The sequence below is a fragment of the Ectothiorhodospira magna genome (assembly GCF_900110965.1).
Classification (GTDB): Bacteria; Pseudomonadota; Gammaproteobacteria; order Ectothiorhodospirales; family Ectothiorhodospiraceae; genus Ectothiorhodospira; species Ectothiorhodospira magna.
This window is the reverse complement of the sequence record NZ_FOFO01000022.1, coordinates 1-17736: the sequence shown is the minus strand read 5'-3', so window position 1 is coordinate 17736 and position 17736 is coordinate 1. Positions and strand designations below refer to the sequence as shown.

Below are 17736 nucleotides of genomic sequence, written 5' to 3'. Positions count from 1 at the left end.
CAACCTCGCAGCAGGAATCCTCTTCCTTCAGGGAGAGGAGAACGTCAAGGCCGGTACTCCCCCCTTGGCCTGCTTTTCCGCTATCATCCCTCCCCCTATGGATAAACTGATCATCAGCGGTGGCCGTCCACTGGAGGGCGATGTTCGCATCTCCGGTGCCAAAAACGCGGTCCTTCCCATTCTGGCGGCCACATTGCTGGCCGATGGCCCCATGACCATCGGCAATGTGCCCCATCTGCAGGACGTGACCACCACCATGGAGCTGCTTGGCCGTATGGGGGTGTCCCTGACGGTGGATGAGCGCATGCGCATCGAGGTGGACCCCTCCACCCTCCACCAATGTGTGGCCCCCTACGAGCTGGTGCGTACCATGCGCGCCTCCATTCTGGTCCTCGGCCCTCTGCTGGCCCGTTACGGCGAGGCGGAAGTGTCCCTGCCGGGGGGCTGCGCCATTGGTTCCCGTCCGGTGAATATCCATCTGGAGGGCCTGGCGGCCATGGGGGCGGATATCCGGGTGGAAGGGGGGTATATCCGTGCCCGTGCCAATCGCCTCAAGGGGGCGCGTCTGGTACTGGATACGGTCACCGTGACCGGTACCGAAAATCTGCTCATGGCCGCCTGTCTGGCCGATGGCATTACCGTCATCGAAAATGCCGCCCGGGAGCCGGAAGTGGTGGACCTGGCCAACTGTCTCAAGGCCATGGGGGCCAGAATCCACGGGGCCGGCACCGACACCCTCACCGTGGAAGGGGTGTCCAGCCTGCATGGCTGTGAATATCGGGTACTGGCAGACCGGATTGAAACCGGCACCTTTCTGGTGGCCGGCGCCATGACCGGAGGCCGGGTACGCACCCGGGATACAGCGCCCAAGACCCTGGACGCGGTCCTGCTCAAGCTGGAAGAGGCGGGTGCCCATATCAATGTGGGTGAGGACTGGATCGAACTGGACATGCAGGGGCGGCGCCCCCGGGCCGTGAGCTTGCGTACAGCCCCCTATCCCGCCTTTCCCACGGACATGCAGGCCCAGTTCGTGGCCTTGAACACCGTGGCCGAAGGCATTGCCACCATCACGGAAACGGTGTTCGAAAACCGGTTCATGCACGCCCTGGAGATGCAGCGCATGGGGGCCGATATTCGTATCGAGGGCAATACCGCCATTATCCGGGGGGTGCCACGACTCAAGGCCGCACCGGTGATGGCCACCGATCTGCGGGCCTCTGCCAGCCTGATTCTGGCGGGTCTGGTGAGCGATGGTGACACCCTGGTGGACCGGATCTATCACATTGACCGTGGTTACGAGTGCATTGAGGAAAAACTTTCCCAGCTTGGTGCCGGCATTCGTCGGGTGCCCGGATGAGCGTCATGCCTGAACAGACCCTGACCATTGCCCTGTCCAAGGGGCGGATTTACAAGGATACCCTGCCGCTGCTGGCCCAGGCCGGAATCGAGCCAAGGGATGATCCTGAAACCAGTCGCAAGTTGATCCTGGATACCAACCGTGACGATGTGAAACTGGTGGTGATCCGCGCCACCGACGTGCCTACCTATGTGCAGTACGGGGCCGCCGATGTGGGGGTTTCCGGCAAGGATGTGCTGATGGAGCACGGCGGGGAAGGGTTGTACGAGCCTTTGGACCTGAACATCGCCCGCTGCCGTCTGATGGTGGCGGGCCGCCCGGAGGCCGCCAGCCTGAGCGGTCGCCTGAGGGTGGCCACCAAGTTCGTCAACATCACCCGCCGTTATTACGCCGAGCAGGGCAAGCAGGTGGAGATCATCAAGCTCTACGGCTCCATGGAACTGGCCCCCCTGGTGGGGCTGGCCGACGCCATTGTGGATCTGGTGGACACCGGCAATACCCTCAAGGCCAACGGCCTGGTGCCCCTGGAGCATATTGCCGACATCAGTTCCCGTCTGGTGGTGAACAAGGCCGCCATGAAGATGAAGTCCGCCTGGGTCAAACGTCTGCTCAAGGATCTTGAGGCGGCGGTGCAGGCCCAGGCCGCCCAGTGCCGCCAGTGATGGCCAGCCCCGTGACATCCACATTTCCCGAGAGGATCACCAAATTCGATGCCACACCAGACCGATGATCTGAGAATCCTGGGTATCCAGGAAGTGTCTCCCCCGGAACAGCTCCACCGGGAGTATCCCCTCGGCGACGAGGCGGCCCGGACCGTTTACGAGTCCCGCAACGCCATTCACCGGATACTCCAGGGGGAGGATGATCGTCTGTTGGTGATTGCCGGTCCCTGTTCCATCCACGATGTGGAGGCGGCCCGGGACTACGCCGCCCGTCTGCAGGGATTGCGGGATGAACTGGCCATCGATCTGGAAGTGGTGATGCGTGTCTATTTTGAAAAACCCCGGACCATCGTGGGCTGGAAGGGGCTCATCAATGACCCCAATCTGGATGACAGTTTCGAAATCAATACGGGGTTGCGCCTGGCCCGCGGTCTGTTGCTGGATCTGGCCCGACAGGGCATGCCAGCGGCCACCGAATATCTGGACCTGATCAGCCCCCAGTATGTGGCAGACCTGGTGGCCTGGGGGGCCATCGGCGCCCGCACCACGGAAAGCCAGGTTCACCGGGAACTGGCCTCCGGCCTGTCGTGCCCGGTGGGTTTCAAGAACAGTACCGACGGCAGCCTTCAGGTGGCGGTGGATGCGATCCGGTCCGCCGGCAAGCCCCATCATTTTCTGTCCGTGACCAAGGCGGGCCATTCGGCCATCTTTTCCACCGCCGGCAACGGGGACTGTCACATCATTTTGCGGGGCGGCAAGACGCCCAATTATGATCCCCAAAGCCTGGACGCGGCTGCCGAGGCCCTGGAGGATGCGGGTCTGGTGCCTCACCTCATGATCGACTGCAGTCATGCCAACAGCCGCAAGGATCCGGCCCGCCAGGTGGAAGTGGCCCGCTCCGTGGCGGCCCAGATTCATGGCGGCGATCGGCGTATTATCGGCGTGATGCTGGAAAGTCATCTGATGGCGGGTCGTCAGGATCTGGTGGCGGGCAAGCCCCCGGTCTACGGCCAGAGCATCACCGATGCCTGCATGAGCTGGGACGATACCGCCCCCCTGTTGCGGGAGTTGGCCGCCGCGGTTCGGGCACGACGCGGGCGCTGAACCCCCATTCAATCCTTTGTGTTGCGAGGCCCCCATGCCCCAGATCCATCGCCTGGACTCCCGACAAGCCGATTTCCGCACCCGACTGGATCAGTTGCTGGCCTGGGAGAGCGTGTCCGACGAGGCCGTGTTCACCACCGTGGGCGACATCCTGGCCGATGTGCGCCATCGGGGCGATGCGGCCGTGCTGGAATACACGGCCCGGTTCGACCGCCTGGAAAAGACCGCCGTGGCTGAGTTGGAGATCCCCCGGGACCGGCTTGAGCAGGCCCTGACCCGCATCGCCCCGGAACATCGACAGGCCCTGGAACGGGCCGCGGAGCGGGTACGCCGCTATGCCGAGCACCAAAAATTGTCTGATTGGCAATACACCGAGCCTGATGGCACCGTGCTGGGCCAGCAGGTGAGTCCCCTGGACCGGGTGGGGCTCTATGTGCCCGGCGGCAAGGCCGCCTATCCCTCCTCGGTGATCATGAACGCGATCCCGGCCAAGGTGGCCGGGGTGCCCGAGGTGATCATGGTGGTACCCACGCCGGACGGCCAGGTGAACGACCTGGTGCTGGCGGCGGCGGCTGTGGCCGGGGTGGATCGGGTGTTTGCCATCGGCGGGGCCCAGGCGGTGGCGGCCCTGGCCTACGGCACCGGGACCATCCCCCCGGTGGACAAGATCGTCGGCCCCGGCAACATCTATGTGGCCACCGCCAAGCGCATGGTGTTCGGGACCGTGGGGATCGACATGGTGGCGGGGCCGTCCGAGATTCTGGTGGTCTGTGATGGCCTCACCGATCCCCACTGGATCGCCGCCGATCTGTTCTCCCAGGCCGAACATGACGAAGATGCCCAGGCCATCCTGGTCAGTCCCGATGGGGATTTCCTGGAGGCGGTGGCGGGGGCCATGGATGCCCTGCTGGAACACATGCCCCGGGCCGGGATCATTCGTGCCTCCCTGGCCGCCCGGGGCGCCCTGATCCGGGTACGGGATCTGGACGAGGCGGTGGCGGTGGCCAACCATGTGGCGCCGGAGCATCTGGAGCTGTCCGTGGCCGAGCCAGAGGCCATGGCCCGGCGCATTCGCCATGCCGGCGCCATCTTCCTGGGGCGCCACACCGCCGAGGCCGTGGGTGATTACTGTGCCGGTCCCAACCACGTGCTGCCCACCTCCCGCACGGCGCGTTTTTCCTCGCCCCTGGGGGTCTATGACTTCCAGAAACGCTCCAGCCTGATTCACTGCTCCGCCGCCGGGGCCGCCGATCTGGGGCGGACCGCCTCCGTGCTGGCCCGGGGGGAGGGGCTGGTGGCCCATGCCTGTTCGGCGGAATACCGCATCGACCCCCCGGTTGATGATCGTTGAGCTTTCATTGCCTGTACACGACACCATGCCCCAAGATCCCCTCGCCGTGACGGCACCTGGCCCGGAACACCTGATCCGGGCCGAGATCCGTGAACTGTCCGCCTACCCCGTGCCTTCGGCCCGGGGCCTGATCAAGCTGGATGCCATGGAAAATCCTTATGAGTGGCCGCCGTCGTTGCGCAATGCCTGGGCCGAGACCCTGAGCCGGTTGCCGGTCAACCGGTATCCGGACCCGAAGGGCACCGAACTGGTGACCCGTTTGCGCACGGTGATGGGGGTGCCCGGTGAGGCGGCATTGCTGCTGGGCAACGGTTCCGACGAACTGATCCAGATCCTGCTCATGGCCGTATCCGGCCCCGGACGGGTGGTGATGGCGCCGGAGCCTGGCTTTGTCATGTACCGGATGGTGGCCCGCTGGTTGGGTCTGGAGTTTGTGGGTATCCCCCTCAAGCCGGATTTTTCCCTGGACATGCCGGCCATGCTGGCGGCCCTGGAACGACACCGGCCCGCCGTGACGTTTCTGGCCTGGCCCAACAACCCCACCGGCAACCTCTGGCCCCGGGCCGAGATGGAAACCCTGATTCGGGCGGCACCTGGACTGGTGGTGGTGGACGAGGCCTATGGTCCCTTTGCCCGGGACAGCTTTTTGCCGGATGTGGGCAAGGATAGCCGTCTGCTGGTGATGCGTACCGTCTCCAAACTGGGACTGGCCGGTCTGCGGCTGGGTTATCTATGTGGAATGCCGGCGTGGATCGAAGAACTGGACAAGGTCCGTCTGCCTTACAACATCAATGTCCTGACCCAGGCGGCGGCGGAATTTGCCCTGGCCCATCATGGGGTACTGGACGAGCAGGCGGCCTGGATTCGCCGGGACCGGGAGGCGTTGTTCAAGGCCCTGGCGGCCCTGCCGGGGGTGGCGCCCTTCCCCAGCGAGGCAAATTTCATCCTGTTCCGGGTGCCCCCTGGCCGGGGGCGGGAGATCTTCGAGGGGATTCGCGCCGGCGGGGTGCTGATCAAGGATCTGTCAGGGCAGGGCGGCCTGCTGGCCGACTGCCTGCGGGTGACGGTGGGGACGCCGGAGGAAAACACCCGTTTCCTGGCGGCCCTTGAGGCCGCCCTCTGAGCCTGAGGGCAGGGATCAGGAAGCCCTGCGCACAGCCGGTCGCTGACCCACCTCGGCCTGAATCCGCACCGGCTGGCCCTCCCGCACCCCCTGAATGGCCAGGGTCTCGCCGGGCTTGCGACGGGCGATGAAGTTCAGGGCATCCTGGGCGTCATTGACCCGATCCCCGTCCAGATGGGTGATCACATCCCCCGGACGAATCCCGGCCCGGGCCGCCGGGCCGCTGGCGAGCACGCCGGCGATGAGCACACCACGGGCATCCGGCAGACCAAAGGACCGGGCCAGTTGGGGCGTGATCTCCTGGACCTCGATGCCCAACCAGCCCCGCACCACAGTGCCCTGTTCGATGATCTGGGTCATCACGTCCCGGGCCAGATCCACCGGAATGGCAAAACCAATCCCCTGGGAGCCGCCGGAACGGGTGAAAATGGCGGTGTTGATACCCACCAGTTCGCCGTGGGCGTTCACCAGGGCGCCGCCGGAGTTGCCCGGATTGATGGCGGCATCGGTCTGGATGAAGTCTTCGTAGGTGTTGATGCCCAGGCGACTGCGACCGGTGGCGCTGACGATGCCCAGGGTCACGGTCTGACCCACACCAAAAGGATTGCCGATGGCCAGGACCACATCCCCTACCCGCAGGCCGGCGGAGGCGCCGACCACGATGCTGGGCAGGGCGCGCCCGGCCGCGTCGATCCTCAAGATGGCCAGATCGGTTTCCGGGTCGGTGCCCACCACGGTGGCCGCCACGCTGCGGCCGTCCGCCAGCAGGGCCTCGATCTCGTCAGCCCCCTCGATGACATGATTGTTGGTCAGGATGAAACCCTGGGGACTGATGATCACCCCCGATCCCAGGCTGGTCTGGGTCCGTTGGCGGGGACCATCAAAACGATCACCGAAGAACTGCCGGAACAGAGGATCGTCCATGAAGGGGTGGCCCCGTTGCACCACGGTCTTGCGGGTGTGGATGTTGACTACGGCTGGAGCGGCCTGGCTGACGGCATCGGCATAGGAGACCGGGCCGGTCATGGCACCGGGCAGAATGGCCCGTTCACTTTGCCGGACTTCCACCACGGGACGGGGTTCCCGCAGCACATCGGGAAAAAACACCAGCATGAGGGCGGCCACGGCAAGGCCAACGCCCACCACTTGAAGCAAAAAACGACTGATCGGGGTCATGGCAATAACATCTGATAGTGGTGTAGGGTCATGGCCCGCTCACACTGCAATATGGAGATAAGCTTATGGTCGCTCTGCGGGACCTGGTCAGCCATGTCGACACGTTGCTCAATGTGGGCGCATTCAACGACTATAGCCCCAATGGGCTGCAAGTGCAGGGTCGGCCGCATATTTCCCGTCTCGTGACTGGCGTCACTGCCAGCCAGGCGTTGATCGAGGCGGCCATCGACCAGGGGGCTGATGCCCTGCTGGTCCATCACGGCTATTTCTGGAAGGGCGAGGACTCCCGGATTGTCGGCCTCAAGCGGGAGCGGCTCAAGCGCCTGCTTGAACATGATATCAGTCTGCTGGCTTATCATCTGCCCCTGGATGCCCACCCGGAGTTGGGAAACAACGCCCAGTTGGCCCGGTTACTGGACTTTCAGATCCAGGGCGGGTTGCGGGACGATGGTGTCGGCTGTATCGGTGTGCCCGATGCCCCGTTGTCCCCCCAGGCATTGGGGGAGCGCCTGTCCCGACGCCTGGGGCGTGAGGCGCTGTGGATTTCCGGCGGACCCGATGTGATCCGTCGGCTGGGATGGTGTACCGGCGGCGCCCAGAGCATGATCGAAAAGGCGGCATCCCTGGGGCTGGATGCCTATATCAGCGGAGAGATATCAGAATCCACCGTGCATGTGGCCAGGGAAGCGGGTATCCATTATTTCGCGGCGGGACATCATGCCACTGAACGATATGGTGTACAGGCGCTGGGAGAGTACCTGGCCCGGACACTGGCATTGTCCCATGTATTCATGGATATGGAAAATCCCATATAAATGATAATGTTGCTGGATGGTGGGGCGTTTTCTCTTGACGTTGCGGGCATCTTCGGGAATCCTACAGCGTTTTGAGTGCCCCGACGGGTCAAGGGGACTTTGTTGCGGCGGGCGGATTTATTGTGCTCGACCGTTGGCGGGTGTCCGGCGACCGGCGGTTTTTCTGGAACTCAATTGGAGATCTTTTTGATGGCTAACGAAGGCGTGAACCAGAGTCGACGGCGATTCCTGGTCGCGGCCACCAGCGTGGTCGGCGGAGCGGGTGTCGTCGCGGTGGCTTACCCCTATCTGGCATCCTGGGCGCCCAGTGCCCGTGCCCAGGCAGCGGGAGCACCGGTTGAAGTGGATGTTTCCCAGGTGGAGCCAGGACAGCTCATTCGTGTGGAATGGCGTGGTATGCCCATCTGGATTACCCATCGCACCCCGCAGATGCTTGATCTGCTGCCGGAAAACCGCCCCCGGCTGGCGGACCCGGATTCCCTGGTGGAATCCCAGCAGCCGGCCTACTGCCAGAATGAAACCCGGTCCATCAAGCCGGAGTATTCCATTTTGATCGGTATCTGTACTCACCTGGGCTGCTCCCCCAGCTACCGCCCTGAACTGACCCCTCCAGACCTGGGTAGCGAATGGCGAGGTGGCTACTTCTGTGTATGCCACGGCTCACGCTTCGATCTGGCCGGTCGGGTGTGGCGTAACGTACCTGCCCCCACCAACCTGGCGGTTCCGCCCCACAAGTACCTGTCGGAGACCCTCGTCCTGATCGGCGAGGATGACGAAGGAGTTGCCGCATGAGAGCTCTAGTAGACTGGATCGACGCCAGATACCCGCTCACCAAGACCTGGAACGAGCATCTGGCTGAGTACTACGCACCAAAGAATTTCAATTTCTGGTACTACTTTGGATCCCTGGCGGTTCTGGTTCTGGTGATCCAGTTTGTCTCCGGCATCTTCCTGACCATGTTCTACAAGCCGGACGCCCAGTTGGCGTTTGCCTCCGTTGAATACATCATGCGTGATGTGGAGTGGGGCTGGTTCATCCGCTACATGCACACCACCGGGGCCTCGGCCTTCTTCATTGTGGTGTATCTGCACATGTTCAGGGCCTTGATGTATGGCTCCTACAAACGACCCCGTGAGCTGATCTGGGTCATTGGGGTGGCCATCTATCTGGTGCTCATGGCAGAAGCCTTTGCCGGCTACATGCTGCCCTGGGGTCAGATGTCCTACTGGGGTGCCCAGGTGATCGTGAACCTGTTTGCCACCATTCCGGTGATCGGGGGCGACCTGGTGACCTGGATCCGGGGTGACTTCCTGATCTCCGATGCCACCCTCAACCGTTTCTTCGCCCTGCATGTGGTGGCCCTGCCGCTGGTGCTGGTGATGCTGGTGTTTGTGCATATCGTGGCCCTGCATGCCGTGGGTTCCAATAACCCCGACGGCGTGGAAATCAAGAAGTTCACCGGCAGCAACGGTCATCCCGCCGATGGCATTCCCTTCCATCCCTACTACACCGTCAAGGACATGTTCGGTTTCGGCGTGTTCCTGATCCTGTTCTTTGCTGTGGTGTTCTTTGCCCCGGAGGCCGGCGGTTTCTTCATCGAAAAAGCCAACTTCCAGATGGCTGACCCGATGGTGACCCCCGAACTGATCCATCCGGTGTGGTACTTTGGCACCTTCTACACCGTGTTGCGTGCCGTGCCCGATCCGTTCCTGGGTGTATTGCTCATGTTCGGTGCCGTGCTGATCCTGTTCTTCCTGCCCTGGATCGACCGTAACCCGATCAAGTCCTGGCGCTATCGCAGTGCCATCCACAAGTTCAACATCGTGTTCTTCGGTCTGACCTTTGTGGTGCTGGGTTATCTGGGTCTGCAGCCGGTGGAGCCCTTCTATGCCGAACTGGGCCTGCGCCTGACGGCGGTCTACCTGCTGTTCTTCTTCGTACTCTGGTTCCATAGTCAGCCCCGGTCTTCCCTGTTCAGCTGGCTGTCCTTCCTGGTGCTGGTGGGCGGTTACACCTACTGGGATTACCTGCGCCTGGGAGCCGGTGTCGACCAGACCCTGCTGGTGGCCATGTGGTTCATTCCGACCGTGTACCTGGTGATCTGCCTGCTGCTGCCCCTGTACACCCAGCTCAACGAGGAAAAGCCGGTTCCGGCGAGGGTGACTTCGTGATGAAAAAAATGATGACGCTTGTATTCATGCTGGCCTGTGCAGCGCCCACTGCGGCGCTGGCGGCTGGCCCTTCCCTGCCTCTGGACCGGGCCAATATCGACATGAGCGATACGGCCTCCCTGCAGCGTGGCGCGGAGCACTTCTTCCAGTACTGTATCGGCTGTCATTCGATCCAGTTCAAGCGCTACAACCGCATGGGCCGTGACCTGGGGCTGACCGATGACCAGCTTCGGGAGCAGTTCATCCATACCCGTGATCCGTCTGGCGATCAAACGGGTGTTGGCGAACTGATCAAGATTGCCATGAAGCCCGATGACGCAGAAGAGTGGTTTGGTCAGCCTGCCCCCGATCTGAGCCTCACCGCTCGCCTGCGGGGTACGGACTGGATCTACACCACCTTGCGCAGCTTCTATCTGGATGACAGCCGGCCCATGGGCGTGAACAATGCCATCTTTGAAGCCATGAGCATGCCTCACGTTCTGTGGGAACTGCAGGGCTGGCAGGCCAATGTGGGTGAAGACGGCAACATCAAGCTGGAACAGGTTGCCGAGGGCAAGCTGACCACCGAGGAGTATGATGAAGTGGTCCGCGACATCACCAACTTCCTCGCCTATGTGGCAGATCCGGTGAAGATGGAACGTCATGAACTGGGCAAGTGGGTATTGCTGTTCCTGGCCTTCTTCACTTTCCTGGCCTATCTGCTCAAGCGGGAATACTGGAGAGACGTGCACTGATTGACGTCGCTTCGGAAAAGGGGCAAGGATGCCCCTTTGTTTCAGCAGGCCCCACGGAACCAGGCGGCCACCCAAGCGGAGAGCCTCCATGGCGTTAATCGCCAATCGTAGATCCGTCATGACGCTCTTTTCAGCACCCACCTGCCCGAGATGTCATTCGGTCAGGATTGTGCTGGCTGAAAAGGACATCACGGTGGATATCCACCACATTGCAGCAGGAGATCAGTCTGAAGACCTCTCCGACTTGAATCCCTATGACTCGGTACCCACCCTGGTGGACCGGGAACTGGTGCTTTACGGCACCCAGGTGATCCATGAATACCTGGATGAGCGTTTTCCCCATCCGCCTTTGATGCCGGTGGACCCGGTGGCTCGCGCCACGGCCCGTCTGGCGCTTTATCGGGTGGAGATGGACTGGTATCGCAGCCTGGACAATCTCGATGCCGCCTCGGACAAGCAGACCCCCAAGGCCCGCAAGATTTTCCATGAGAGCCTGGTGGCGGCCAGTGAAGTGTTTGCCATCAAGCCTTATTTTCTCAGCGATGAATTCAGTCTTGTTGACGCGGCCATCATGCCGGTCATGTGGCGCTTGCCCTATTACGGCATCCCTCTGGAAAAGCTGCCTGCCCCCATCCGCGACTATGCCCGGCGCATGTTCGCACGTCCTGCCTTCCGCCGGAGCCTGACCGAGGCCGAGAAGGAAATGCACTGATACCCTGCCCGTGATATTGCTGAGCATTCGAGTTGCGCCATGACTTCCAGTAAGCCCTATCTCATCCGCGCCATTTATGAATGGATCGTGGATAATCAAATGACCCCCCATTTGCTGGTGGATGCCGCCCCTGAGGTGGTGGTTCCCCGTGAGTATGTGGAAAATGGCCGTATCGTGCTCAATGTGGCGCCCCTGGCAGTGACCGGGTTACTGATCAATAACGAGACCATCACTTTCAATGCCCGTTTCGGTGGGCGTCCCATGAATGTGATGGTGCCTGTTGACCGGGTGCTGGCCATTTATACCCGGGAGAATGGTCAGGGGATGATGTTTGCCGAATCCGAGGATGGGGACGGGGATGAGCCGCCGCCCACCGGTGGGGACGACGACAGCAAGGATCAGGGCGGACGCCGCAAGGGGCCCAGTTTGCGGGTGGTCAAATAAAATCCATCAGGTCGCCCTATCCGGCAGTGGCGGCAGGCCCTTGCCCGGATTCAGGATGCCATCTGGATCAAAGCACCGTCTTAGATCATGCATCAGCGCCAGGGCCGGTTGGCCCAGTTCCTGGGCCACGAAGGGGCGTTTTACCAGTCCGATACCATGTTCCCCGGAAATGCTGCCCCGCAGGCCCAGCACCAGATCGAACACCCCTTTGAGGCAGGCATCGGCGGCCTTCATTTGTTCGGTGTCGTCCGGGTCCACCAGCAGATTGACGTGAATGTTGCCATTACCGGCATGACCGAAACTGACAATGGTGATGCCGTGGCTGCTCCCCAGTTTTTCCAGGCCACTGATGAGAACCGGCATTTTCGAGACCGGCACCACCACATCTTCGTTGATCTTTTTGGGGGCGATGGTACGCAGGGCCGGTGACAGCGCCTTGCGGGTGGCCCACAGGGCCTTGACCTCGGCCTGGGTCCGGGCCAGTGCCACCTCCAGGCACCCTTCCCCCGCTGCCGCTGCCGCCACCCGTTGAGCCGCCGCATCCAGACCCGCCTCCGGTCCATCCACCTCGATCATCAGCAGTCCGCCGGCATCCTCGGGCAGGGCGGCCTGGGAATAGTGGCGGATCATGTCGATGGCCCGTCCATCCATGAATTCCAGGGCGCAGGGCACCACCGGCTGGGCCATGATTCGGGAAACAGCCTGGGCAGCGGCAGTCATGGAGGTGTACACTGCCTGTAAAGTGCGTTTTGCCTCTGGCAGGGGGGTGAGTTTGACAATGGCCTCGGTGATGATGCCCAAGGTGCCCTCGGAGCCGATCAGCAGCCGGGTCAGATCGTAGCCCACCACGCCCTTGGTGGTATGGACACCGGTACGCAGCAGATGGCCGCTGCCGGTAATCGCCGTCAAGCCCAGGGTGTTGTCTCTGGGAGTCCCGTATTTCACCGCCCTTGGTCCGGCGGAGTTGTAGGCCAGATTGCCGCCAATGGTGCAGTAGGCGGCACTGGTCGGGTCTGGTGGCCAGAAAAACCCATGATGACCAGCGGCATCCTGCAGGGCCTGATTGGTGACACCGGGCTGGACCACTGCCAGCCGGTTATCCGGGTCCATGTCCAGGATGCGATCCATGCGCTCCAGAGTCAGTACCACCCCGCCCTGATCCGGCACGGTGGCACCGGTGGTACCGGTGCCGCGTCCACGAGGAACAAGGGGGACGCCATGGGCTCGACAATGCTGCACCACGGCCTGGATCTGTTCGGTACAGGTGGCAAAGACCACCGCCTGGGGTGGGGCGTGCAGACGGGAGTTGTCGCCACCATAGGGCCAGCAATCTGCAGCGCGGGTCAGCAGATTGTCCCGACCCACTGCCGTGGCCAGCGACTTGAGCAGGCTGGTGGGCAGGGACATGACTAACGGATGCCCAGCAACTGACGGTCGATGAGGTCACACAGGATGTGAATCACCACCAGATGAATTTCCTGCGCCCGGGCAGTGCGTCCCGTGGGTGCCCGAATCTCGATATCCCTGGCACACAGCAGGGGCGCCAGGGCGCCGCCATCCCGACCGGTGAGGGCCACCACCCGCAACTCCCGCTCCCGGGCCGCCTTGATGGCCTCAAGTACGTTGGCGGAATGGCCCGAGGTGGAGATGGCCACCAGGACATCCCCGGCCTGACCCAGTACCCGTACCTGCCGGGCGAAGACCTGATCGTAGGCATGATCATTGGCGATGGCGGTCAAGATGGAGCTATCGGTGGTCAGGGCCACTGCCGGCAGCCCTGGTCGTTCATGTTCAAACCGGTTGACCAGCTCCGAGGCAAAATGCTGGGCGTCGGCTGCTGATCCGCCGTTGCCGCAGATCAGCAGTTTTTGTCCGGCAAGAAAGGTATCCAGCAGGCATTGGGCCGCCTGTTCGATGGGTTCGGCCAGGCTCAAGGCGGCATTTTGCTGGGTTTCAATGGTTTCGGCAAAGTTCTGGTGGATGATGTCTTGCAAGAGCATGGGGGATACGACTCAGGGGCTGGCCTCAAAGGCGTTGGGAATCCAGTTCAGGCGGTCATCGGCCTCGATGGCCACCACATCCAGCCGGGCCGGGCGATTGCCGCCATGAATCTGAAGATAAAAGGCGGCAGCGGCCAGGATACGGCGCTGTTTGCGGCCGTGAATGCTGGCAGCGGCACCGCCATAGCGGGCGGAGCGCCGTTGGCGCACCTCCACGAAGACCAGGGTACCCTGGTCTTCCATGATCAGGTCGATTTCCCCCGCCTTGCAGCGAAACTGGGCGGTGATCAGCCGTAGCCCCTGCTGCTCCAGAAAGGCGCAGGCACGGGCCTCAGCTGCATCACCCTGGGCCTTGCGGTTGTTCATGGTTGCGCGTCTTCGGTGACGGGCAACTGGGCCTGCCGGACCTGCTGCGCCTGTCCACCGACGAACTGACCCCAGTTCAGGTCCCGGCTTATCTGACCGTTGGCATCCATCCGCAGGCCACCGGTCAGTCCCTGATGGCGCTCCCCCGGATGGTCGGCAAGCCATTCCAGCAGTGGCAACACCTGGAAAGCATCAAAGCCCAGAGCCATCAGGCGGGGCAGGCGCCGGGTGTTGCCCGAAAGCTGGGTATCCAGATGGGCACGCAGTTCCGGGCGGGGATTGGCCTGGGGCAACAACCAGGGAATATCAGCAAAGATCAGCCCGTCCAGGTCCTGATTCTGACGGGGATCGGGCCAGCCCCCATAGACATGGGAGGTGGCCAGCACCGGAATCTGTCCGGCGCGATGGAAGCGCAACTGGGGCCAGAGCAGCCGGGCCTGTCGGGGATTGCCGGAGAGAAAGATCAAATCCACATCGCCCCTGGGCGGAGAGGTGCCCTCCCGGCCACCCCGGGGGCGGATATTGAGGGCTGCCATGATGGTCGCACCATAGTCAGCGGCTTCCGGGTCAAAGAACTGAGTGCTGACCACCTGTCCGCCCAGGGCCTCGAACCGGTCATGGAAGGCCCGCTGAAGACGCTCCCCCAACTCTGTGCGCGGCATCAGGATCACGGCGCGCTGGCGCTCTTCCAGGATGGCCCGCTCCGCAGCCTGGCGGGCTTCGTCTTCAGGATGGAGGCCGAATTGGTACAGGCCCTGGGGAAATCCGCTGTGGCCATCGGCCCGGTTCAGGGCCAGTACCGGCACCGGCAGGGGGCCATGACGGGCAAACAGGTTGACCGCATCCCGGTCCAGGGGGCCGATAATGGTGCGGGCGCCTTCGGTCACGGCCTGTTGGTAATAGGTCCAGGCCGATTCTGCCTGCTCTCCGGTATCGTGGATGCGCAGTTCTGGCCGGCGGTCGGCGGGGGTATCGTAATAGGCGGCGATGATGCCTTCCAGTATGGCCTGGGCGGCGGTGGCAAAACGACCGCTCAGGGGCAGCAGTACGGCCACATGTTCTGGTGGCTGTTCCCGGGCAGCCCAGCGTTCCCGCAACCGGTCGGGAAACCGGGGGCTGGCCGGGTGGCCGTCAAACTGCCGCTGCCAGCCATCCAGCGCCGTTTCCAGGGCCGCTGGCCGGGGCGGCGTATCTTGAGCCAGGGCTGCCAGACTCAGCCAGCCGCGGGCCTCAAAACGGCTTGCTCCGGCGATGAGCGGGGCCAGTTGATCCGGGGGGATCTGCGCCATCATGGCCCACAGGGCTTCATGGCTGGCCTGTTGTGCCCGGTCTTCCCCATGCCACAGGGCACTTTGGCGGATGCGGGTATCCAGGGCTTCATCCCAGCGTGCCAGGGCCGCCAGGGCATTGGCACGGGTTTCCAGGATACGGGCCACCAGACCGATGGGGAGCCGGTCCAGGGAAACCGGCAATTGCGCCAGGGCCTGTTGCGGGTCGTCCTGGATGAGGCTGATACGGGCCTGGAGCTCAGCCTGTCGTGCCCGGCCCACGGTATCCAGGTGAGCTGATTCCACCTGTTCCAGAATCTCGATGGCCTGTGCCTGACGCTCTGCATCCGCCGGTGGATGGAGCAGGAGATGGACCGCATTGAGCTGGGCCCTGGCCTGGTCTGCGCCCCGTAGCTGGGTGGCGGCGTCAAGGTATTCCAGTGCTGCGGCCCGGTGGGCGCCTTCCCGTTCCAGCAGGGCGGCTCTGGCCAGGGTATCGGTGGGCGGGTCGGCAGGCTGGGGCAGGCTGGCACAGGCCGACATCAGCAGTGCAACCAGCAAGGGCAGGATGGTCAATCGCATGGGTGCATGATTTCCAGGGTCTGCGCCGTTATTGCTCCTGCCTGTGGGGGCAGGTTAGAGTGGCGAACCATTTTAGTGTGTTTTCCAGTATCTTGGCCGGGGTGCGGCATGTCAATCAAGGCAGGTGTTTTATATGTAGTGGCCACGCCGATCGGTCACCTCTCCGACCTGTCCCGGCGGGCGTTGGATATTCTGGGGACGGTGGACCTGATTGCGGCGGAAGATACCCGGCGTGCGGGGGCCTTGCTGACCCATTTTGGTTTGACCACGCCCCGGATCAGCCTGCACGAGCACAATGAAATACAGCAGGTGCCCGCCCTGTTATCCCGTCTGGCCCAGGGGCAGTCCATTGCCCTGATCAGTGATGCAGGTACCCCCCTGGTCAGTGATCCTGGCTTTCGTCTGGTGGCTGCGGCCCGGGAGGCGGGCCTGCGGGTGTCTCCCATACCTGGGGCCTGCGCCCTGATTGCGGCCTTGTCCGTGAGCGGTCTGGCATCGGATCGGTTTTTGTTCGAGGGATTTTTACCCGCCAAGACCCAGGGGCGCTGCAACCGCCTGCAGGCCCTGCGGGATACCCCCTGTACCCTGATTGTCTATGAATCCAGTCACCGGATTGGCGATACCCTGGCGGATATGGCCCAGGTGTTTGGGGGGGATCGTCGCGCGGTGGTGGCCCGGGAATTGACCAAAACCTTCGAGCAGGTACAGGGGGATACCCTGGCGGGGCTGGTGCGTTGGCAACAGGCCGACCCCAACCACGGACGGGGGGAATTTGTGATCCTGGTGGCGGGTGCTCCCCAGCAGGCGGCGGTCACCTTGACCCCGGAGGCGGAGCGGGTGTTGCAATTGCTGTTGGCTGAACTGCCGCTCAAGTCGGCGGCCCGACTGGCCGCAGAGATCACCGGTATTTCCAAAAACACCCTCTATCAGCGAGCGCTGGCGTTGCGCTAAGGCCGATGGCTGCCCGTCTTGCCCTTGGGTACCCAAGGGCCTAGAATGCCGGCTGGAGTCGGCCAGACAGTCGCTGCGGCCCCCGAGGTCGTGGAGGAAAGTCCGGGCTCCCCAGGGCAGAGCGCCAGGTAACGCCTGGGCGGCGCGAGCCGACGGAAAGTGCCACAGAAATGATACCGCCGATGGCCTTTGGGCACAGGTAAGGGTGAAATGGTGCGGTAAGAGCGCACCGCACGGGTGGCAACACCCCGTGGCAGGGCAAACCCCGCTCGGAGCAAGGCCAAATAGGGGTGCATCGGTGTGGCCCGCACTGCACCCGGGTAGGCTGCTTGAGGTCCATGGTGACGTGGGTCCCAGATGAATGACTGTCCCCGACAGAACCCGGCTTATCGGCCGGCTCCTCCCTGATACGCCTTTGGCGGCTGTCATACTGCGGCCGCTATCCCACCCCGTCCTCAAGGACGGGGTTTTTTGCGGAGCTAGACTCTAGTCTTGCAAAAAATGCGCGATAGTGTACTCTTGACTTATGGAAAACACCATGAGTACAGGCAAGGCGGCGAAGCGGCTGGGTGTTTCGGTCAAGACCCTGCAGCGCTGGGACCGCGAGGGGCGCCTCATTCCAGCGGCACGGACTGACAGCAATCGTCGTCTTTACACTGAGTCCCAATTGCGGGAGTTCATCGGATGGCGGCATGCACCTGAGGGTCCAACGCGACTGGTGGCCTATTGCCGGGTCTCCTCAAAGGCGCAGAAGCCAGACTTGGCTAATCAGCGCCGGGTGCTGGAAGAGTTTGTTGTGGCGAGGGGTTTGGCGAACGTTGAGTTCAATGGCGAGCAAGTCCTTCGGCAAGAATATTAACCGTCGGCTGGCAAGCTGGACGAAAGGTGTTATTGCCGAAGCGCTTGACAGCGTTTCAAGC

18 protein-coding genes and 1 other RNA gene are annotated in these 17736 nt (G+C 62.8%); 14 read left to right on the top strand and 5 right to left on the bottom strand.

What is annotated here, in order from left to right:
- The first annotated feature begins 97 nt into the window (after positions 1-97).
- Genes murA through hisC form a run of 5 tightly spaced genes read left to right on the top strand, consistent with a single transcriptional unit; the run spans position 98 to position 5597 of the window.
- Positions 98-1357, top strand: coding sequence for a UDP-N-acetylglucosamine 1-carboxyvinyltransferase (gene murA, locus BMX62_RS09715; protein ID WP_090208046.1), 1260 nt, complete (start codon positions 98-100; stop codon positions 1355-1357).
- 5 nt (positions 1358-1362) lie between these two features.
- A complete protein-coding gene (gene hisG, locus BMX62_RS09710; protein WP_090208043.1) occupies positions 1363-2019 on the top strand; it encodes an ATP phosphoribosyltransferase in 657 nt (218 codons plus the stop codon).
- Positions 2020-2067: 48 nt separating this feature from the next.
- On the top strand, positions 2068-3123 hold the full coding sequence (locus BMX62_RS09705) for a 3-deoxy-7-phosphoheptulonate synthase (protein WP_090208040.1): 1056 nt from the start codon (positions 2068-2070) through the stop codon (positions 3121-3123).
- Positions 3124-3157: 34 nt separating this feature from the next.
- A complete protein-coding gene (gene hisD, locus BMX62_RS09700) occupies positions 3158-4474 on the top strand; it encodes a histidinol dehydrogenase (RefSeq protein ID WP_090208037.1) in 1317 nt (438 codons plus the stop codon).
- Positions 4475-4499: 25 nt separating this feature from the next.
- The gene (hisC, locus tag BMX62_RS09695) at positions 4500-5597 is read left to right on the top strand and encodes a histidinol-phosphate transaminase (RefSeq protein WP_090208034.1); all 1098 of its coding nucleotides are present in this window, start codon (positions 4500-4502) and stop codon (positions 5595-5597) included.
- Between the two features lie 15 nt (positions 5598-5612).
- Here the strand turns inward: hisC and BMX62_RS09690 are convergent, their stop codons facing one another.
- Positions 5613-6773 carry a Do family serine endopeptidase gene (locus BMX62_RS09690; RefSeq protein WP_090208031.1) on the bottom strand — a complete coding sequence of 387 codons (1161 nt, stop codon included), beginning with the start codon at positions 6771-6773 and terminating at the stop codon, positions 5613-5615.
- A gap of 65 nt (positions 6774-6838) precedes the next feature.
- Between BMX62_RS09690 and BMX62_RS09685 the strand changes: the two genes are divergently transcribed.
- From BMX62_RS09685 to BMX62_RS09660, 6 genes are all read left to right on the top strand, one after another.
- Positions 6839-7588 (top strand): Nif3-like dinuclear metal center hexameric protein, encoded by a 750-nt coding sequence (locus BMX62_RS09685; protein ID WP_090208026.1) that lies wholly within the window; start codon positions 6839-6841, stop codon positions 7586-7588.
- 189 nt (positions 7589-7777) lie between these two features.
- Entirely contained in the window at positions 7778-8380 is a 603-nt protein-coding gene (gene petA / locus BMX62_RS09680; protein ID WP_090208172.1) for a ubiquinol-cytochrome c reductase iron-sulfur subunit, read from the top strand.
- Positions 8377-9759 carry a cytochrome b gene (locus BMX62_RS09675; protein WP_090208022.1) on the top strand — a complete coding sequence of 461 codons (1383 nt, stop codon included), beginning with the start codon at positions 8377-8379 and terminating at the stop codon, positions 9757-9759. Before petA ends, BMX62_RS09675 begins: the two co-directional genes overlap by 4 nt.
- Entirely contained in the window at positions 9759-10493 is a 735-nt protein-coding gene (locus BMX62_RS09670) for a cytochrome c1 (RefSeq protein WP_090208019.1), read from the top strand. The genes BMX62_RS09675 and BMX62_RS09670 overlap by 1 nt, the downstream gene beginning before the upstream one ends.
- Positions 10494-10581: 88 nt before the next feature.
- Entirely contained in the window at positions 10582-11205 is a 624-nt protein-coding gene (locus tag BMX62_RS09665) for a glutathione S-transferase N-terminal domain-containing protein (protein ID WP_090208016.1), read from the top strand.
- 39 nt (positions 11206-11244) lie between these two features.
- Positions 11245-11649 (top strand): ClpXP protease specificity-enhancing factor, encoded by a 405-nt coding sequence (locus BMX62_RS09660; RefSeq protein WP_090208013.1) that lies wholly within the window; start codon positions 11245-11247, stop codon positions 11647-11649.
- Positions 11650-11655: 6 nt separating this feature from the next.
- On the opposite strand, the gene BMX62_RS09655 is transcribed toward BMX62_RS09660, so the two are convergent.
- From BMX62_RS09655 to BMX62_RS09640, 4 genes are read right to left on the bottom strand one after another with little or no spacing between them, the layout of a single operon-like run.
- Positions 11656-13056, bottom strand: a complete 1401-nt coding sequence (locus BMX62_RS09655; RefSeq protein ID WP_090208008.1) for an FAD-binding oxidoreductase — start codon at positions 13054-13056, stop codon at positions 11656-11658.
- 2 nt (positions 13057-13058) lie between these two features.
- Positions 13059-13649, bottom strand: coding sequence for a phosphoheptose isomerase (locus tag BMX62_RS09650; RefSeq protein WP_090208005.1), 591 nt, complete (start codon positions 13647-13649; stop codon positions 13059-13061).
- Positions 13650-13661: 12 nt separating this feature from the next.
- The gene (locus BMX62_RS09645) at positions 13662-14015 is read right to left on the bottom strand and encodes a YraN family protein (RefSeq protein WP_090208003.1); all 354 of its coding nucleotides are present in this window, start codon (positions 14013-14015) and stop codon (positions 13662-13664) included.
- Entirely contained in the window at positions 14012-15865 is a 1854-nt protein-coding gene (locus tag BMX62_RS09640; protein WP_090208001.1) for a penicillin-binding protein activator, read from the bottom strand. Before BMX62_RS09640 ends, BMX62_RS09645 begins: the two co-directional genes overlap by 4 nt.
- Before the next feature lie 108 nt (positions 15866-15973).
- On the opposite strand from BMX62_RS09640, the gene rsmI reads away from it, so the two are divergent.
- The 3 genes from rsmI to BMX62_RS09625 all read left to right on the top strand — a co-directional run bounded on the left by rsmI (position 15974) and on the right by BMX62_RS09625 (position 17675).
- Positions 15974-16816: a 16S rRNA (cytidine(1402)-2'-O)-methyltransferase gene (rsmI, locus tag BMX62_RS09635; RefSeq protein WP_090207999.1), complete on the top strand. Its 843-nt coding sequence runs from the start codon at positions 15974-15976 to the stop codon at positions 16814-16816.
- 54 nt (positions 16817-16870) lie between these two features.
- An RNA gene (rnpB, locus tag BMX62_RS09630) (RNase P RNA component class A) lies at positions 16871-17221 on the top strand.
- A gap of 133 nt (positions 17222-17354) precedes the next feature.
- Positions 17355-17675, top strand: coding sequence for a MerR family DNA-binding transcriptional regulator (locus BMX62_RS09625; protein WP_202906247.1), 321 nt, complete (start codon positions 17355-17357; stop codon positions 17673-17675).
- Positions 17676-17736 lie beyond the last annotated feature (61 nt).

What these genes read in the sequence shown, in the direction of transcription:
- BMX62_RS09625 (WP_202906247.1), top strand. Translation starts at nt 17,355, where the DNA reads ATGAGTACAGGCAAGGCGGCGAAGCGGCTGGGTGTTTCGGTCAAGACC.
- BMX62_RS09705 (WP_090208040.1), top strand. Translation starts at nt 2,068, where the DNA reads ATGCCACACCAGACCGATGATCTGAGAATCCTGGGTATCCAGGAAGTG.
- BMX62_RS09655 (WP_090208008.1), bottom strand. Translation starts at nt 13,056, where the DNA reads ATGTCCCTGCCCACCAGCCTGCTCAAGTCGCTGGCCACGGCAGTGGGT.
- BMX62_RS09675 (WP_090208022.1), top strand. Translation starts at nt 8,377, where the DNA reads ATGAGAGCTCTAGTAGACTGGATCGACGCCAGATACCCGCTCACCAAG.
- BMX62_RS09645 (WP_090208003.1), bottom strand. Translation starts at nt 14,015, where the DNA reads ATGAACAACCGCAAGGCCCAGGGTGATGCAGCTGAGGCCCGTGCCTGC.
- hisG (WP_090208043.1), top strand. Translation starts at nt 1,363, where the DNA reads ATGCCTGAACAGACCCTGACCATTGCCCTGTCCAAGGGGCGGATTTAC.
- hisC (WP_090208034.1), top strand. Translation starts at nt 4,500, where the DNA reads ATGCCCCAAGATCCCCTCGCCGTGACGGCACCTGGCCCGGAACACCTG.
- hisD (WP_090208037.1), top strand. Translation starts at nt 3,158, where the DNA reads ATGCCCCAGATCCATCGCCTGGACTCCCGACAAGCCGATTTCCGCACC.
- BMX62_RS09665 (WP_090208016.1), top strand. Translation starts at nt 10,582, where the DNA reads ATGGCGTTAATCGCCAATCGTAGATCCGTCATGACGCTCTTTTCAGCA.
- BMX62_RS09670 (WP_090208019.1), top strand. Translation starts at nt 9,759, where the DNA reads ATGAAAAAAATGATGACGCTTGTATTCATGCTGGCCTGTGCAGCGCCC.
- BMX62_RS09640 (WP_090208001.1), bottom strand. Translation starts at nt 15,865, where the DNA reads ATGCGATTGACCATCCTGCCCTTGCTGGTTGCACTGCTGATGTCGGCC.
- rsmI (WP_090207999.1), top strand. Translation starts at nt 15,974, where the DNA reads ATGTCAATCAAGGCAGGTGTTTTATATGTAGTGGCCACGCCGATCGGT.
- murA (WP_090208046.1), top strand. Translation starts at nt 98, where the DNA reads ATGGATAAACTGATCATCAGCGGTGGCCGTCCACTGGAGGGCGATGTT.
- BMX62_RS09660 (WP_090208013.1), top strand. Translation starts at nt 11,245, where the DNA reads ATGACTTCCAGTAAGCCCTATCTCATCCGCGCCATTTATGAATGGATC.
- BMX62_RS09690 (WP_090208031.1), bottom strand. Translation starts at nt 6,773, where the DNA reads ATGACCCCGATCAGTCGTTTTTTGCTTCAAGTGGTGGGCGTTGGCCTT.
- BMX62_RS09650 (WP_090208005.1), bottom strand. Translation starts at nt 13,649, where the DNA reads ATGCTCTTGCAAGACATCATCCACCAGAACTTTGCCGAAACCATTGAA.
- petA (WP_090208172.1), top strand. Translation starts at nt 7,778, where the DNA reads ATGGCTAACGAAGGCGTGAACCAGAGTCGACGGCGATTCCTGGTCGCG.
- BMX62_RS09685 (WP_090208026.1), top strand. Translation starts at nt 6,839, where the DNA reads ATGGTCGCTCTGCGGGACCTGGTCAGCCATGTCGACACGTTGCTCAAT.